General features: G+C 40.8%; 11 protein-coding genes. 6 read left to right on the forward strand and 5 right to left on the reverse strand.

Features of this window, described 5'->3' with window-relative positions; translation table 11 throughout:
* Positions 1-167 precede the first annotated feature (167 nt).
* A complete protein-coding gene (tsaE, locus tag AC504W_RS01240; protein ID WP_494875848.1) occupies positions 168-623 on the reverse strand; it encodes a tRNA (adenosine(37)-N6)-threonylcarbamoyltransferase complex ATPase subunit type 1 TsaE in 456 nt (151 codons plus the stop codon).
* 77 nt (positions 624-700) lie between these two features.
* Positions 701-2,071: a gluconeogenesis factor YvcK family protein gene (locus AC504W_RS01245; protein WP_494879515.1), complete on the reverse strand. Its 1,371-nt coding sequence runs from the start codon at positions 2,069-2,071 to the stop codon at positions 701-703.
* 284 nt (positions 2,072-2,355) lie between these two features.
* Between AC504W_RS01245 and ruvC the strand changes: the two genes are divergently transcribed.
* The gene (gene ruvC, locus AC504W_RS01250; RefSeq protein ID WP_096582468.1) at positions 2,356-2,847 is read left to right on the forward strand and encodes a crossover junction endodeoxyribonuclease RuvC; all 492 of its coding nucleotides are present in this window, start codon (positions 2,356-2,358) and stop codon (positions 2,845-2,847) included.
* 390 nt (positions 2,848-3,237) lie between these two features.
* Here the strand turns inward: ruvC and AC504W_RS01255 are convergent, their stop codons facing one another.
* The gene (locus AC504W_RS01255; RefSeq protein ID WP_494875851.1) at positions 3,238-3,564 is read right to left on the reverse strand and encodes a protein tyrosine phosphatase family protein; all 327 of its coding nucleotides are present in this window, start codon (positions 3,562-3,564) and stop codon (positions 3,238-3,240) included.
* A gap of 454 nt (positions 3,565-4,018) precedes the next feature.
* Here AC504W_RS01255 and AC504W_RS01260 point away from each other — a divergent pair, with 454 nt between their 5' ends.
* The 4 genes from AC504W_RS01260 to hetR all read left to right on the forward strand — a co-directional run bounded on the left by AC504W_RS01260 (position 4,019) and on the right by hetR (position 11,578).
* Complete coding sequence (locus AC504W_RS01260; RefSeq protein WP_494878807.1) at positions 4,019-5,065, forward strand: zinc-dependent dehydrogenase; 1,047 nt, start codon at positions 4,019-4,021, stop codon at positions 5,063-5,065.
* Positions 5,066-5,216: 151 nt separating this feature from the next.
* Entirely contained in the window at positions 5,217-6,536 is a 1,320-nt protein-coding gene (locus AC504W_RS01265) for an inorganic phosphate transporter (protein WP_494875853.1), read from the forward strand.
* A 653-nt stretch (positions 6,537-7,189) separates the two neighbouring features.
* Positions 7,190-9,403 (forward strand): EamA family transporter, encoded by a 2,214-nt coding sequence (locus AC504W_RS01270; RefSeq protein WP_494875854.1) that lies wholly within the window; start codon positions 7,190-7,192, stop codon positions 9,401-9,403.
* Between the two features lie 1,275 nt (positions 9,404-10,678).
* Positions 10,679-11,578: a heterocyst differentiation master regulator HetR gene (hetR, locus tag AC504W_RS01275; protein WP_494875856.1), complete on the forward strand. Its 900-nt coding sequence runs from the start codon at positions 10,679-10,681 to the stop codon at positions 11,576-11,578.
* A gap of 406 nt (positions 11,579-11,984) precedes the next feature.
* Here the strand turns inward: hetR and AC504W_RS01280 are convergent, their stop codons facing one another.
* Positions 11,985-12,701 carry a hypothetical protein gene (locus AC504W_RS01280; protein WP_245894795.1) on the reverse strand — a complete coding sequence of 239 codons (717 nt, stop codon included), beginning with the start codon at positions 12,699-12,701 and terminating at the stop codon, positions 11,985-11,987.
* Positions 12,702-12,763: 62 nt separating this feature from the next.
* Here AC504W_RS01280 and rpsD point away from each other — a divergent pair, with 62 nt between their 5' ends.
* Positions 12,764-13,372, forward strand: a complete 609-nt coding sequence (rpsD, locus tag AC504W_RS01285; protein ID WP_096582478.1) for a 30S ribosomal protein S4 — start codon at positions 12,764-12,766, stop codon at positions 13,370-13,372.
* Between the two features lie 64 nt (positions 13,373-13,436).
* Here the strand turns inward: rpsD and moaA are convergent, their stop codons facing one another.
* The gene (gene moaA / locus AC504W_RS01290) at positions 13,437-14,423 is read right to left on the reverse strand and encodes a GTP 3',8-cyclase MoaA (RefSeq protein WP_494875858.1); all 987 of its coding nucleotides are present in this window, start codon (positions 14,421-14,423) and stop codon (positions 13,437-13,439) included.
* Positions 14,424-15,460 lie beyond the last annotated feature (1,037 nt).

The following is a 15,460-nucleotide window of genomic DNA, read 5'->3' on the forward strand; positions in this document are numbered from 1 at the left end:
CTCAACCTACAGCAATGAAGTATGAATTTTGAGCGGCAAAACTTGCCGCTCACACTTCTTTTGGGTGGGATAATCTACACAACTTCTACCTACCCAAAAGCTTTTTATATGACGCTGGATAATCCTGTAGGATTGTATAGTATTTTAGCTATATGTAAATAAATTACTCAGATTTTAGCAATTAATTCGTTGATGTTGCAATGTAGTGCTGTAATCTTGGCTTGACGATTACCATTGTCTTCATTTGTTAATTGCACACGCAGATAAGTATCTGGCTGGTAAGGCATTTTTTGGGCCCACTCAATCGCGACAATTCCTGGTTCTATTTCACTAGCTTCCCAATAGCTTTCTAAGTTTAAAGCAGCAACTTCTTGTGGTTCTAGGCGATATAAGTCTAGGTGATAAAGGGGTATACGCCCTTGAGTGTATTCATTAATCAGAGTAAAAGTAGGACTAACAATTGATTCTGTAATTCCTAAACCTTGACCAACGCCTTGCACCAATGTAGTTTTACCAGCGCCTAAGTCTCCTTCTAGTAAAATAACGCTACCTGGAGTCAAAGTTTGACCTAGTTTTATACCCAAATCTAGGGTTGCTTGTACATCTGCAAGAAAAATTTTCATTATTTGTCACGAGTCAATGGTCAATAGTCAATTGTTCACTCACTATGGACTTTTGACTATTCACTTGGGACTATTTATCATTTTCCATGATGTGTGCCACTGTACCACCGCAACAAAACTTTTGCGAGTTTTTGGGGATTATGACGTACAACACCAGTTTCATCTTCATACAATACATTAGCTAAAACAATCCGTCGCCCTAATAAAGATATATCTTCTCTATCTAAAAAAACTGGATGAGAATTTTGTTGGGCATAGCGAATGAGTGATTGAGGCGAAGGAGATTTTTTGTGTACTAAGACAGCATCAAATAACCGTCTTTGACCACAAGCAGCATCAATTGCTCTGATATGGTCAGCAACAGTATATCCCTCAGTTTCTCCTGGTTGGGTCATAATATTGCAGACGTAGATGCGCGGGGCTTTAGTTTGAGCGATCGCATTAGCAATTTCTGGTACTAGTAAATTAGGAATCAAGCTGGTATATAGGCTACCCGGCCCAATAATAATGTAGTCAGCGTCTTTAATTGCTTTAATGGCCGCGGGTAAAGCTGGTGGATTAGCTGGTGTGCAGCCAATTTTGACTATTTTACCACCAGCTTTGGGAATGCTCGATTCCCCATCTATACGGCGGCCATCCGCTAACTCTGCCCACAAGCGAACATCGCTGAGAGTTGCTGGCAAAACTTGTCCCCGTACTGCTAATACTTTGGAACTAGCCGCCACAGCCCGTTCCAAATCCCCAGTAATATCACTCATAGCAGTTAAAAACAAGTTACCAAAGCTGTGGCCAGTCAAGCCATCGCCAGCCCGAAAGCGGTATTGGAACAACTCAGTTAATAGCTTTTCTTCATCTGCTAATGCTGCTAAACAATTGCGAATATCCCCTGGTGGTAACACGCCAAATTCTTGACGCAAACGCCCAGAAGACCCGCCATCATCAGCGACGGTAACGATCGCACTAATATTAGCACTATAAGTTTTCAGTCCCCGCAGCAAGGTCGAAAGTCCTGTACCACCGCCAATTACTACAATTTTTGGCCCACGGTACAAGCGGCGATGGGCTAACAGAACATCAATTAGTTCTGCTTCACCTTCTTGTTGAAACGCCTCAGTAATTGAACCGACTGTGCGAGTTTGTCCCCACAACAGTAAAAGTAAGCCGCCCAGCAGTACCAAAGGGCCACTGATATAGTTGGGTAAGATGTTGGTAATGACTCCCAGAAAACCTCTCAACAACTCCAACAGCCAAAAAATTGGGGTCAACTTCACCCATATCGCTAACCCCAGACTTGCCAAAAATACACCGCCAACACTGATAAGTAACCAGCGTTTGACTGAGAGTCCAGGAGATAACCACTTAAACCACTGGTTAACCCGATGAGATGTACGGCTGCGCGACTGCTGTTGCAGGGCGTTGAGGGCTTGTCTGAGAAAACCAATTGACATACCTGATTTAAAGCAGTGCTACAAACTAATGAATAAAAGAACATCTACACTACCTGGTTGTAACACCAAGTGTGTCTTTATTAAATATTTCAATGCTTTGAGACTTACAATAAGTCATCAAAGTTGCCAGTCTGGACAAGGGTTATGGGGGTGTGGGGTTGTAAGTGAGCAAAACCCTGATAACCCCACACTCTTAATCCCTGATACCCCAGTCTCAACAAATAACTTTTGTATGTGAGTCCTGCTCAGTAAAACAATACCCTGGCTGGGTCAAAGTTAGTTTAATGGAAAAACGAATTTTAGGTTTAGATCCTGGATTAGCCATTTTAGGATTTGGCGTAATTACTTGCAAACAAAGCCCTAGCAAGATACAGGATACAACGGTAGATATGGTGGACTTTGGGGTAATTAGTACTTCGTCAGATGCCGAAATGGGTCAGCGCCTGTGTACGTTGTTTGACGATTTGCACACCCTGATTCAGGAATTACAACCAGACTTGGTTGCGATCGAAAAGCTGTTCTTCTATCGTATGTCAAGTACTATTCTTGTTGCACAAGCCAGAGGTGTATTGATGTTAGTTTTGGGACAACATCGCTTACCATATCTAGAATTTACTCCAGCACAAATTAAACAAGCCCTGACTGGATATGGCAATGCAGATAAATCTGATGTGCAAGCAGCTGTAGCGCGAGAGTTGAATTTAGAAACTATTCCCAAACCAGACGATGCAGCTGATGCTCTGGCTGTAGCTTTGACAGCATCATTTCAGATGTAATTATCGCTCTTTTATAGCAGAAGGCAGGAGGCAGAAGGCAGGAGGCAGGAGGAAAAGTCTTATTATTCCTGGCATTCCAGCTTTCAAATTGTCCTAACATATCTGACTACTGCTATATCACTAGACTTCTGGCATCAATATCTTGATTAAGCAATTCCGACAACAGTGATTCTAATTTTAAATCTGTTGTCGGATAGGAAATAATTTGTATTGTTTATTCACATTGCAATTTACCTAGCGAGACAGTATGGCTATTTTTGCATGTTGATTAACATAGTTCACAAATAGTTGCTTCAGCCGGGGACTCACACTAAAGCCATTAAAGTCTTCTAAGAAGCCAAAGCCTAAACTCTTGGCTTTGGCTAAGGTTTGCTCTGATGTTAATCCTTCTTAGATAGCTATACTCAGCAAGGCAATACCTGTTGAACGCATCCCAGCGGCACAGTGTATAAGAACTGGTTTTGGTAACTGTTCGAGTATTTTCAGGGTTTTGGTAATTAATTCTTCATTCAACGCTTCTAACCTTACAGGTACGTTAACGTAATACAACCCCAATTTTTCAGCCAGTTTTTGCTCATCCTGAAAAAATCCTAGTTCATCAGGCGATCGCAAATTTAACACCGACTTATATCCTTCTTGGATAGCTTGCTCAAGCTGTTTTACTGAGATTTGTCCTGTTGTTGTTAAGCTTTCGTTGATTAATATGGCGTTGTTCACATTCACTCCTTCTAAATTGACTTGCAAATATGCTGTGAGCAGCTATTTAAAAATGCACAACGAAATTGGACAAAAATACAATTAATCGGCTGATTAACGCTAAATTTGTCTTTTTGTTTTGATAATTTTATTGCTCTATTCATAATATACGGTTAATCTATCGACTTATCGATGTTTAGAATAAATAATGCTTATTCCCGATGAGTTTAGTGGTTTTTATATATCACTTCCGAACTCAGGCAATCACACTCTGTTTTGGATATTGCGTTGATGAAATACAAAAGACACTGGTTTGTATGAAGATGATGCGTAAAAGCTTGTGACAATAGTTACCGATATTTTTATCTTGTGAATTTACCTAAAATTTAGTGGAAACACAAAAATATCTAAGTTTATAGCTCAACGTTGACCGCAAATGTTACATCTAAGATCGTTGAACGATGAGAAAATCAACGTGAAAGCACAGGTATTTAGAGGCGTAAATCAACTGTCCTATGAAGAGCTACCCGTACCCACACTCTTAACAGATGAGGTGCTGGTAAAGGTACAAGTTGTAGGGTTGTGTCAGTCAGATATTAAAAAAATTCGTTATCCACTGTATGAGCCGCCGCGCATATTTGGCCATGAAACTGCGGGAATAATAGCCGCAGTCGGTTCTGAAGTCAAAGGTTGGCAAGTGGGACAAAGGGTAGCGGTGATGCACCATATCCCATGTATGCGTTGCGCCTACTGTTTAAATGAAAATTTCTCAATGTGCAATGTCTACAAAAATATTTCTACTACAGCTGGGTTTAACGCTAGTGGTGGGGGTTTTGCGGAGTATGTGAAAGTCCCAGGACATATTGTGCAGAATGGTGGGTTAATTGCGATACCCGATGATATTAGTTTTGAAGAAGCGAGTTTTGTTGAACCAACTAACTGCTGTCTCAAGGCTGTAAAAAAAGCTCAAATTGCCCCAGGACAAACTGTATTAATTACCGGAGCCGGGCCAATTGGGTTAATGTTTGTGATGTTAGTGAAGCATTTTGGGGCAAAAGCGATCGCCACTGACTTACTACCTTCTAGAATTGAAAAAGCCTTGAATGTGGGGGCTGAAGCAGCTTTTGATGCTCGTGATCCTGATTTAGCAGCAAAAATTCATGCTGTCACAGATGGATTGGGTGTGGATGTGACCTTACTGGCTGTACCTAGTGAGAAAGCGTTCTTTCAAGCACTAGACTGCACTCGTAAAGGCGGGAAAATACTGTTTTTCGCTGAGTTTCCCGATGAATTAGAAATTCCTATCAATCCGAATATTCTTTACCGCCGAGAAATTGACTTGATGGGGAGTTACAGTTCTTCCTACCGTCTTCAGGCACTTTCGGCTGATATTGTATTTAATCGGCGGATTGATGTACCAGCTTTGATTAGCGATCGCTATCCGTTAAAAGATTTATCAGCAGCCGTAGAACAAGCGATCGCGCCTTCTGCCGATACATACAAAATATTAATCTATCCTTGATCCGGGCAAAGAAGCTTACTCGTAGAAAATACTTATAGCTAATTTTGTCATTGACTCCCACAATGGGAGTCAAACTGAGGAGAGATATTAACTATGAAAACGCACATTGCCTAATCTTTGTTCCCTAGCTCCTATTCATCTACCCCAATCCATGCCCATGACATTAGTTATAGTTGCTATCCTAGCCTTTTATGTCGCCTGTAATCTTGGTGCCAACGATGTTGCCAACGCAATGGGAACTTCTGTTGGTTCCAAAGCTGTGACTCTCAAACAAGCAATCATCATTGCAGGAGTTTTAGAGTTTACTGGCGCAGTCTTGTTTGGGCATGAAGTATCAGAAACTTTAGCGACAAAAGTTGCCAATCCTAGCTTATTTGCGGCTACACCTCAATTATTAGTTACGGGAATGGTGACAGTATTAATATCTTGCGGTGTATGGTTGCAAATTGCTACTGCTAGAGGTTTACCGGTGTCATCGTCTCATGCAGTCGTGGGTGCGATCGCCGGATTTAGTGCTGTAGCAATGGGTATAGGTGCAATCGATTGGTCATCAATTGGCATGATTACCATTGGTTGGATTGTCACACCAATAATTAGCGGTAGTATTGCTGCGTTGTTTTACAGCCAAATCAAGCACTGGATTTTAGATCAACCAAATCAAGTTACCCAGCTAAGAGAGTGGATTCCTTGGTTAAGTACCGTTTTATTGAGTGTATTTGGTGTAATTGTCTTACCTTCTCTCATGCAACCTCTAACTAACTATTTGATCGAACAAGTTGGTGTTGATCTACCTGCTTACGATATTCCCTTATTCACAGGTGCATTAGCCGCACTTGGACTTACTTTAATTAGTTGGCGACAACTGGAAGTAGAGGAGCAGAGGAGCAGAGGAGCAGAGGAGCAGAGGGGAGATGAATTTCCCCCCTGCCCCCTGCTCCCTGCCCCGTTTCCTCTTTCCACTCCCCTGGAAAAATTATTCGGTCGATTCCAGCTACTGAGTGCTTGCTTTGTGGCTTTTGCACATGGTTCTAATGATGTGGGAAATGCGATCGCACCCTTAGCGGCGATCGTTTATATCAACACTACTGGTAACGTACCGATAAATGGCATTACTATCCCCTTGTGGATTCTGGTTGTAGGTGGCGCAGGGATTGTTACAGGTTTAGCAATTTGGGGAAAGAACGTCATTACTACCATTGGTGAAAACATCATTGCTTTGCAACCTAGTAGTGGGTTTTGTGCAGAACTGGCAACCGCGACTACTATTCTCCTAGCTTCTCGGTTAGGTTTACCCGTTTCTACTTCTCACGCACTTGTTGGCGGTGTAGTTGGAATCGGTATGGTGCAAAGCCTGAACTCAATTAAATTCCAAACTTTGCAAGGAATCGCTGCTGCATGGTTAATTACGGTTCCATTAAGTGCGGTTCTCAGCGCAAGTATCTTTAGTATTGCTCGGTTTTTTTGGTACTAACTCGAAATAGGCCGAAGTGTTTGTGTTTGCTAAAAAAATTTACTGATGAATGGCTAACTTGAAAAATACTAGGAGCAAAAATCGAAAAATAAATATTTAAATTATCCTGACCAGCTGAGGTCAATCCCAAATTTAAAATTGTCTGACTTCCTATTGTCCACTGCCTGGAAATACTGAAATTAGCTAAAATATTTTCTAGGAGTGAATAATATTTGATAATTTCCCAGACACATAAATCAGTCTATAAGAGAAATGTAAACTGTCGCTAAAGTTACATTTTGCGCGAATTTACATCTAACTTTTACAAATTGTCCATTGTTAATGATCACAAGGCATTTATTTACAAGTATTTAAAACTTACGGTTGCTATCAAAATAACAAGTATTTATATTGAGTGACATATTTTCTCTATCAAAATCTCACTTTTAAAGGATTGAATTTTCTGGCTGATACGTAGCACAAAGTATGTGCAGCGGTAAACCCAAAAACTACATACTTTGCCAAGCTGTGTTCAGCGTGACAAAATTACTTTGATACGTGCAAATCTTGTTAAATTTTTTGGTCTATCTGACAAAATACTGAAAATTAGTATGAGCGCCAAGCAAATTTACGGGAAACAGCTTTATCTTCAAGGTGTTAGAGGTTAGAAGCTAATGGGGCGAATTGAGAAACGGCCAGACAACCCGCGAGTTAGAGGCGAACTATCGAGATCAGCCGAAACAGCACTCTGGGCTGTTGTGGAGGATTTAGAAAATCTCCAACAAAACGTGCTGAGATCATTACAAGAAGAAATAAAACGGCTACAAACAGAAAAAGAACGACTGTACGATGACATTCAAAAGCTGTTAGAGGAAAAAGAACACTTACAGCAAGTGCGACAAATTACCGAACAGCAAGTGTTAATTCGTCAGTTGGCAGAAGTTTTAGCCAAACATATTTCTTCGCAGCTGCAATCATCGCTCAAGAATTTAGCTAGTGAACTGAAGATGAGTGGTGCTGACGAACAAGCAGTACTCAAATCAGCTGAAAGTAATGAGCAGATTAAACAAATGCTAGGCACTTTGGATGATACTCTCACCATTACTTTTAACTCGCTGCAACAGGAACTAAAAAATTATCAAGGTAATCTTTCTGGGCAATTGTCTCGGATGCAAAGCCAGCAACAGCAAGGCGAAGTTATTGTTGAGGAATTAGTTAATCACCTGCGCGGTGAATTAACCAAAGTTATTCAAGAAACGACCCAAGTAACTAAACCATCACCGCCAACAGTTTTACAACCACCGGATGAGCCACCGTCGGGTAGTTCTGTAAAACAATCGCCACCAACAGTTTTACAATCAAGTGAGCGCTCGCCTAATACTTCTTTCAAAGTATCTTCACCCACGGTTTTACAACCAGATGAGCCATCATCAGCGAGTACAGCGATAATTTACCCATTGTTGTCAGAAGTCACCAACAAATCGGATGACAACCAGACTACATCTTCTGCACCAGTAACATCTTCAGCAGTTATTATTCCACCGACTCAAGAAACCCCCACCCAGCCAATTTCCATTGCTCCCAAGGATTTTCCCCCTAAAGAGAAACCACCTGAGCCAATTGTTTTACCCAGCAAAGATATTGCGGAAAGTGAAACCTTCTCTTCACCTAGCAACGTTAAGGCGAGTGAACAAAATTCTGCACTCCGCCTAGATGTACCAGAAACTCAAATAAAATCTTCCTCAATTAAAGCTAGTGAGCCAGTATCCGTTCTCAACCCAGATTTAGTTGAAGGTGAAACAATATCTCCACCTACTGCATCAGAATCTAAATCAAGAAGGTTAGGCAAATCTCAAAGTTTATCCCCAGTGCAAATTGGGTTTTTACTGGTTGTGTTGTCTACAGTCGTGTCTTCACTGTATAACGTAGCGGTGAAGATGATGTTCCACCAAAATTCTGCGGTGGTTGGTAGTCTGGCTGTAGAACGGTTGTTATTACCCACTTTGGGAAATATTTTTTTAATTTTGTTGCTACGCTTGGCAATCGTAGTACCGCTAACGTTGCTGTTAGCGCCAATGATGCACCCCCAAGTTTGGCAAGATATCAAAAACTTGATGGAATCATTTCAAGGTAAACCTTCAGCAGCGAAGGTCAAAGCACAGAGAGTTTTGCAACTATCAATTGCTAGTGGTTGCTTTTTGTTTTTATCTCAAGTGCTAATTTATATGGCGATCGGCCAAGTAACGACAGGTATGGCGATCGCACTGTTCTTTATCTATCCCAGTGTTAGCGGTTTACTGTCTTGGTTGTTATTCCGCGATAAACCCAGCAAAGTCCGCGCTGCGGCAATTGGGGCAATTTTCTTGGGTGAATTATTCGTGTTAGGCGGCGCTGCAACTGCGGGGATCAGCGATTTTTCTGTTGGTAGCACTGCTGCCATTTTTGGTGGTGTTGCTTTTGCTTGTTATGTAATTTTGACCCGGATCTGTGCAGCGAAACTGCATCCTGTGTCTTTTACTTTAATTAGTTTCACCACCATGTTTGTTTTGAGCTTTATCGGTTTAATGTTGCCCCTACCAAGCAATTTAAGCCTGGACATTGATGGTTCTAAGTTACTAGAGATTATTTTAAGTGCTTTTATTTTGGGGGTACTGACACTTTTGAGCTACGTTCTCAATAATGTTGGTATTCGCCAATTAGGAGCATTGCGATCGGGCATTATTGGCGCAGGTGTACCCATCTTAACCGTAGTTTTTGCAGGTTTGTTAATTCAGGAAAATTTAGAAATTATTCAGATTTTAGGCGTTTTATTTGTCACTTTTGGTGCTGCTGCTTTCAGTTTCGAGAAAATGCGTCATCAAGTTAAATCTTCTAGTGCTGAAACTTAAATGTCGAAAAGCAGGCATCTGACAGCCAGGAAAGTTAAAAATCTAATGTTAAATGGACTAAACATTATCTCAACTTTGATTTTTAACTTTTCAATTCTTTATTTTGTTTTAATAATTTTGTATAAGCCTTCCCCAATAGCATAATTGCCTTAGCAATATAACAACAATTTCAGCAAATACATAGTCTTGAATCTGGTAATTGCATTTCGACACCAGATAATTGTATATTTCATAAATAATAAAATATAAAAATACTCTCACTGACTTCACAAGAGTTTAACACCCAAGTATTTAGGATAAAACAATTACTAAAAGTTCGATTCTTATCAGTAAATTACCATCAAACTGCTGTGAATATTTAGACCATATCTATTCTTGATACACTCTTAAAGCATCATTTTTGTAGCTAAAGTATCAATTAACTTGTTAAATCATAAATGATTAAAAATCACTTTTTCGTATTCATTGAAATATCAGGAATCCTTAATAATTACTAGTATCTAAGCCAGGACAGATTGAACATCTATTTAATATTAAGATAGGGTTAATTTACACAAACTTGATAAAAAATCTGACAGAATAGAATATCATAATTGAAGGCAATAAAAGGTATTTAGGACTAGGAATTATCTACCTGCTTTGAGGAATTTAATTTTCCTATGTATTAACCACCGAAAGATGCCAACAAATTGTCAAAAGATGTGAGTATCTATGGTAGTCTACTAGTTATCTACTCAACCTGAAATTTGTTGCAAGTTCAGTAGGCGATTGACTCTGAGATTACTCCTCAACAGGAAATCAACGGGTAACTGAAGTTCTCTACAAACCCAAAGAAATTAGTCATTCTTGGGAAAGGTGCTTACCATAAAATCCATCAGCTAGTTACTGCTATTTCAGCAATAAGGGTTGTTACCACAATTAGGAAGAATTTCCTGTTGTCACTAGTAAAGGATGCAAAAGTCTTGAACCTGAAGACAATCTTTATAGATTAAACCGGGAAAATAGATGCTTTTGTAATGGGGATGACAAGTAGAGAAAATAAACGGTTATTTTCAGAGTCTGTCAGGAAAAGATAACAATAGCCAAATAAAGCAGCTTCTTTTTAATAGTCATTTGCTATATAATTCGGAGCCATTGGCAGTTTCGACTACTAGTAATTTCAGAGTCACAGCATCCTAAAAAGTCTAAAGTAACGACATCGCCTCAAGTTGGGTGTATACTACTTACTTTCCTCTGACTATAAATCTGTAAACGTGCTATTTAACTGTCTGTAATATGAGTAACGACATAGATCTGATCAAACGTCTTGGCCCTAGTGCGATGGATCAGATCATGCTTTATCTGGCTTTTAGTGCCATGCGTACGAGTGGACACAGGCATGGAGCATTCTTAGATGCAGCAGCCACGGCAGCTAAGTGTGCAATTTATATGACCTATCTCGAACAGGGACAAAACCTGAGAATGACGGGTCATTTGCACCACCTGGAACCCAAGCGAGTCAAGATTATTGTTGAAGAAGTTCGGCAAGCACTGACAGAAGGCAAACTGCTGAAAATGCTGGGTTCTCAAGAACCACGCTATTTAATTCAACTGCCTTACGTTTGGATGGAAAAATTTCCTTGGCAACCAGGGCGATCCCGTGTTCCTGGGACTAGTTTGACGAGTGAAGAAAAAAGACAAATTGAGCAGAAGCTACCTGGAAATTTGCCAGACGCGCAATTAGTTAGCTCTTTTGAGTTTCTGGAACTGATTGAATTTCTGCACAAGCGATCGCAAGAAGTTCTCCCACCTGAGCATCAAATGCCCTTGAGTGAAGCTCTCGCAGAACACATCAAGCGTCGGCTGCTTTATTCAGGTACAGTAACTAGAATTGATTCGCCTTGGGGAATGCCCTTCTATGCACTGACTCGTCCTTTCTATGCACCAGCCGACGATCAAGAACGTACCTATATCATGCTAGAAGATACGGCGCGGTATTTTCGGATGATGAGAAACTGGGCAGAGAAACGACCAAACTCCATGCGTGCTTTAGAAGAACTAGATATTCCCCCAGAAAAGTGGGATCAAGCAATGGAGGAACTTGATGAAGTTATCCGTACTTGGGCAGATAAATATCACCAAAGTGGTGGTATTCCTATGATTTTACAGATGGTTTTTGGTAGAAAAGAAGACTAGCCAAGTTTCTCTGAAAACTTCCGCTAATCAAATAAGCATCCTCAAACTCAGCAACCGACAACTTGAGATCAAATGTATCATCATCACGACGGTTAGGCTCCTGCTGCAAAACCAGAGACATTGTGAATTTTTTGTCTCTTATAGCAGGATGCTTCCGTTGCCATCCACTTTTAAAAGTTGGATGATTAGTATTTTTGAGCTTTATATAAATAAACAGGGTTATTTTTAGTCAACCATCTGTCGTTAAAAAATAAGTCACTATAGTCATATTAAAACTTAGGCAGTAAAACGCAACAATCAATAGGTATAGGAATTTAGGATGTAAATGAGCAAAACCCTTACACCCTAAATTCCTATACCCAATTTCAACAACTAAGCTTTGTGCCTAAGTTCTGTAATCTTAAATTTATGGCAATGTCGGTGAAACCGTGAGTCCATTCGCTGTTTCACTAGCATCAATACAAGTATCTAACGCTTGTACTGGTGTTAAAGAAATTTCTTTACGCAAGCCAACAACACAATCAGCAAAAGTGACAGGCTGTAAACTGCGACCACAGTAATTTAAAACGGCTGGGTTAATTTCTTCTTTGGTATTGAGGCTAACATCTACAACACAACTAGCTAATTCCTTGGGACGACGCGCCCTTGTACAGTAAGCCAGCGCATCTGTTGGGTCAATTTTTGTTCTCTGTTTAATTGTCGCCACACAAGCAGATAAATCTCTGGGACGTATTGCTGTAGCACAACCTTGGGCTGCTGCTGGTTGTGCTACCCCGGCTTTTAAAAGTTGCGCTGCACAAACACGGTAACTATCGTGATCATCAGAAAATAATGTCAGAGCCGTACTGGGAAGGCTAGATGTCCATAGTCCGGCTATAGCCAAAACTGGTGTAGCCCAACGAATGGTCTGAGTCTTGAGTATCCCAGAAATATACTTGCTTTGAGGTTTTCTAGCTTTACTAACCTTTTGTGTTTCCATTGCCATTTTCCAAAAACCCATCAGTTCTGCTAACTCAAATGTACGATAACTCTGATTGATCTTCAGGATTCTGACACTTGGCTGTTGAATTCTTCTATTTATAAATTTTTGATGATTAAATTTCGGATTTTTGGCATTTTTCATTTACAGATATTTATAATAGTATGTCTGGGTAAAATTTAAACAGGATTAGATTAAGGAAACTCATGTCCCGATACAGAGGGCCACGCCTCAGAATTGTACGTCGCTTAGGCGAATTACCAGGTTTAACTCGTAAAAGCGCAAGACGCGCCTATCCACCGGGTCAGCATGGTCAGAACCGCAAAAAGCGCTCTGAATATGCTATCCGTCTAGAAGAAAAGCAAAAGCTCCGTATGAACTACGGTCTCACAGAAAAGCAACTGCTACGCTATGTTCGCAAAGCAAGACGCGTTACTGGTTCTACAGGACAAGTACTGTTGCAATTGCTAGAAATGCGCTTAGATAATACCGTTTTCCGCTTGGGGATGGCTCCTACAATTCCAGCAGCGCGTCAGCTGGTAAATCACGGCCATGTCACAGTTAACGGTCGTGTAGTAAATATTGCCAGTTACCAGTGCCGTCCTGGTGAGGTAATTGCTGTTAGGGATAAAGAACAATCACGGAAGTTGGTCGAAACTAACTTGCAATATCCTGGTTTAGCGAACCTTCCCAGCCATTTGGAATTTGACAAAAATAAGCTGGTTGGTAAAGTTAACAGTGTTATTGAGCGCGAGTGGGTGGCTCTACAAGTTAACGAACTGCTGGTTGTGGAATACTATTCACGCCAAGCGTAGTCAAGAGTCAAAAGTCAACAGTCAAGAGTCAAAAGACTTTAGACTATTGACTTTGGACTATTTACTAACCACCAATTTGCGACATCGTGCGGCTGTATGTGCCGCTTGTACCAGAGTCGCGGCCTTTAAAGTTAATTTCTGGCTTAATAGCTAATAAGTCTCTGACTTGCTCTCGTAAGTAACGGATGCTCACACCAGAGCGTAGAGCAGTTTTTAAGTCTAATTGACCAGTTTCATTTAATAAACAAGGACGTAACCAGCCATCAGCGCTCAGACGCATTCGGTTACAACGATCGCAAAAACATTCTGACATCTGGCTAATAAATCCCAGTGTCCCCCTTGCTCCCGGAATTTGGAAAACATCGGCAGGCCCATTACCACGTACTTGCGATTCTGTCAATCCCCATTGCTTGCGGATGCGTTGGCGTAAATCAGCAGAAGATACCCAACCGCGATCGCCAAATAATTGCCAATTGCCGATAGGCATAAATTCAATAAATCGGACGTGCCACTGTTTGTCAATTGTGAGGGCGGCTAAGTCCAGAACTTCGTGGTCGTTAACGTCGGGGATCACAACTACATTGAGCTTCAAAGGGTTAAATCCCACCTTGTAGGCGGCTTGAATCCCGTTCCAAACCTGTTCCCAGCGAGAACGTCCGTGATTGCCGATAATTTGATCAAAGATATCGGGATCAAGGGAATCTAGGCTGATATTAATTCGGCGTAAACCTGCATCGTAAAGATTTTTGGCGATGGGTGCAAGTAAAAAGCCGTTGGTTGTCATCGACAAGTCTTGAGTTTCGGGTAATGATGCGATCGCTTTTACCAACTCTACTACACCAGGACGCAGTAGAGGCTCTCCCCCAGTTAAGCGAAACTGCGTAAAACCAACAGGGATAAACACCTCTTGAATCAGAGTCAGTAGTTCTGCGTCAGTGAGAAGCTGTTGCTTAAGGGCATATTCTAGTTCTGCACCCTCCGGCATACAGTATTGACAGCGAAAATTACAGCGATCGATTAAACTAATGCGGAGATAGTCTACCTGGTTCATTTTAAAGTATTTATTTCTATTGTATTTTCCGCTAAAGGGTAAGCAACATTGCTCACCTCATATCTTGTAGCATTCTCAATAACTATATGCTGGGCAATATCCACAAAATAAAAGTTAGGGTTTGATGGAAGTTTACGTATTACCCACCTGACTTTAATTGCAATCAAGCAGCTGGTGCAAGATATTTATCCCAAAAAATATAACAATTCCCGATAGATAAAGTGTAGTAACTCAATAAAGGCGCAAAGCCTCGCGCCTTTATTTTTAAGTATATTTAACTTAACAGATAACTTTCTTCCCTAGCTGGCTAATACTGGCTGGGGGATTTTTTTTGGTAAATGAAAGCTTGTCGATGCAAATTTTTCCGGGAGATGCGCTGTAGTAGTAGAACAATTAATTGGTAGATGCACCCTGATAACTTTCTCCCTAGCTGGCTAATACTGGCTGGGGGATTTTTTTTGGTAGATGAAAGCTTGTCGATGCAAATTTTTCCGGGAAATGCGCTGTAGTAGTAGAACAATTAATTGGTAGATGCACCCTGATAACTTTCTTCCCTAGCTGGCTAATACTGGCTGGGGGATTTTTTTTGGTAGATGAAAGCTTGTCGATGCAAATTTTTCCGGGAGATGCGCTGTAGTAGTAGAACAATTAATTGGTAGATGCACCCTGATAACTTTCTTCCCTAGCTGGCTAATACTGGCTGGGGGATTTTTTTTGGTAGATGAAAGCTTGTCGATGCAAATTTTTCCGGGAGATGCGCTGTAGTAGTAGAACAATTAATTGGTAGATGCACCCTGATAACTTTCTCCCTAGCTGGCTAATACTGGCTGGGGGATTTTTTTTGGTAGATGAAAGCTTGTCGATGCAAATTTTTCCGGGAAATGCACTGTAGTAGTAGAACAATTAATTGGTAGATGCACCCTGATAACTTTCTTCCCTAGCTGGCTAATACTGGCTGGGGGATTTTTTTCTAGCAAAACTTCATCTGAAGTTTTGCTAGTGATTATAGATTATATTTGGAAGATGCTAATTGAAAC

Source organism: Nostoc sp. C96, assembly GCF_059384975.1.

Bases quoted from the DNA above. Each gene is read 5' to 3' on its own strand.
- tsaE (WP_494875848.1), bottom strand. From the start codon at position 623: ATGAAAATTTTTCTTGCAGATGTACAAGCAACCCTAGATTTGGGTATA.
- AC504W_RS01245 (WP_494879515.1), bottom strand. From the start codon at position 2,071: ATGTCAATTGGTTTTCTCAGACAAGCCCTCAACGCCCTGCAACAGCAG.
- ruvC (WP_096582468.1), top strand. From the start codon at position 2,356: ATGGAAAAACGAATTTTAGGTTTAGATCCTGGATTAGCCATTTTAGGA.
- AC504W_RS01265 (WP_494875853.1), top strand. From the start codon at position 5,217: ATGCCCATGACATTAGTTATAGTTGCTATCCTAGCCTTTTATGTCGCC.
- AC504W_RS01270 (WP_494875854.1), top strand. From the start codon at position 7,190: ATGGGGCGAATTGAGAAACGGCCAGACAACCCGCGAGTTAGAGGCGAA.
- hetR (WP_494875856.1), top strand. From the start codon at position 10,679: ATGAGTAACGACATAGATCTGATCAAACGTCTTGGCCCTAGTGCGATG.
- AC504W_RS01280 (WP_245894795.1), bottom strand. From the start codon at position 12,701: ATGAAAAATGCCAAAAATCCGAAATTTAATCATCAAAAATTTATAAAT.
- rpsD (WP_096582478.1), top strand. From the start codon at position 12,764: ATGTCCCGATACAGAGGGCCACGCCTCAGAATTGTACGTCGCTTAGGC.
- moaA (WP_494875858.1), bottom strand. From the start codon at position 14,423: ATGAACCAGGTAGACTATCTCCGCATTAGTTTAATCGATCGCTGTAAT.